This is a genomic window from Streptomyces palmae (genome assembly GCF_004684805.1).
Taxonomy (GTDB): Bacteria; Actinomycetota; Actinomycetes; order Streptomycetales; family Streptomycetaceae; genus Streptomyces; species Streptomyces palmae.
In genome coordinates this window covers 1-1,760 of sequence record NZ_SRID01000642.1, presented here as the reverse complement: position 1 = coordinate 1,760, position 1,760 = coordinate 1, and the positions used below count along the sequence as shown (strand labels likewise).

Below are 1,760 nucleotides of genomic sequence, written 5' to 3'. Positions count from 1 at the left end.
AAGGTGCTCATCGCCAACCGTGGCGAAATCGCTGTCCGCGTTGCCCGTGCCTGTCGGGATGCCGGGATCGCGAGCGTAGCCGTCTACGCCGATCCGGATCGGGACGCTGTGCATGTGCGCGCGGCCGACGAAGCCTACGCGCTGGGCGGTGACACCCCGGCGGCCAGTTATCTGGACATCGCCAAGGTGTTGGACGCGGCGGCCCAGTCGGGTGCGGACGCGGTGCATCCGGGGTACGGGTTCCTGTCCGAGAACGCGGACTTCGCGCAGGCGGTGCTGGACGCGGGTCTGATCTGGATCGGCCCGCCGCCGCAGGCCATAAGGGACCTGGGTGACAAGGTCGCCGCCCGGCACATCGCCCAGCGTGCCGGCGCGCCCCTGGTCGCCGGTACCCCCGACCCGGTCAATGGTGCGGACGAGGTGGTGGCCTTCGCCGCCGAGCACGGCCTGCCCATCGCGATCAAGGCCGCCTTCGGTGGCGGCGGGCGCGGTCTGAAGGTCGCCCGCACCCTGGAGGAGGTCCCGGAGCTGTACGAGTCCGCGGTCCGGGAGGCGGTGGCCGCCTTCGGTCGCGGTGAGTGCTTCGTGGAGCGCTACCTGGACAAGCCCAGGCATGTGGAGACCCAGTGCCTGGCCGACAAGCACGGCAACGTCGTGGTCGTCTCCACTCGCGACTGCTCCCTCCAGCGCCGGCACCAGAAGCTCGTGGAGGAGGCTCCCGCGCCGTTTCTGTCCGAGGAGCAGAACGCGCAGCTGTACGCGGCGTCGAAGGCCATCTTGAAGGAGGCCGGGTACGAGGGCGCGGGCACGGTGGAGTTCCTGGTCGGCAATGACGGCACGATCTCCTTCCTGGAGGTCAACACGCGTCTGCAGGTCGAGCACCCGGTGACCGAGGAGGTCACCGGTATCGACCTGGTCCGGGAGATGTTCCGGATCGCCGACGGTGAGGAGCTCGGCTACGGGGACCCGGTGGTGCGGGGGCACTCGTTCGAGTTCCGGATCAATGGTGAGGACCCGGGCCGCAACTTCCTGCCCGCCCCCGGCACGGTGACCCGTTTCGACGCGCCCAGCGGTCCTGGGGTGCGGTTGGACGCGGGTGTGGAGGCCGGCAGTGTGATCGGTCCGGCGTGGGACTCGCTGCTGGCCAAGCTGGTGGTCACCGGTGCTACCCGGGAGCAGGCGCTGCAGCGTGCGGCGCGTGCGCTGGGGGAGTTCCAGGTGGAGGGCATGGCCACGGCCATTCCGTTCCATCGTGCGGTGGTGGCCGATGAGGCGTTCACCTCGGATCCGTTTAGGGTGCACACGCGGTGGATCGAGACGGAGTTCGACAACACCATCGCGCCGTTCACTCCTGCGGTGCCCGGAGAGGAGGCCGAGGCCGAGCCGCGGGAGACGGTGGTGGTCGAGGTCGGTGGGAAGCGGCTGGAGGTGTCGCTGCCCGCCTCGCTGGGTGTGGTGTCCGCGCAGGGTGGTGCGGCCGCGGGTGGGTCGCGCAAGCCCAAGCGGAAGGCGGCCAAGAAGTCGGGGTCGGCCGTCTCGGGTGACGCCTTGGCCTCGCCGATGCAGGGCACGATCGTGAAGATCGCGGTCGAGGAGGGTCAGCAGGTCGCCGAGGGCGAGCTGGTGGTCGTCCTGGAGGCGATGAAGATGGAACAGCCCCTGAACGCGCACCGGGCGGGCACCGTCAAGGGCCTGAGCGCCGAGGTCGGCTCCACCATCACCGCCGGCGCGGTCATCTGCGAGATCAAGGACTGACCCAG

Annotated in this window: 1 protein-coding gene; it reads left to right on the top strand. The window is 69.9% G+C overall.

The annotated features are described in order from the left end of the window. Window positions 1-1,755: acetyl/propionyl/methylcrotonyl-CoA carboxylase subunit alpha (locus tag E4099_RS31735; protein WP_135342544.1), on the top strand; the 1,755-nt coding region annotated here is incomplete at its 5' end. Between the last annotated feature and the right edge of the window lie 5 nt (window positions 1,756-1,760).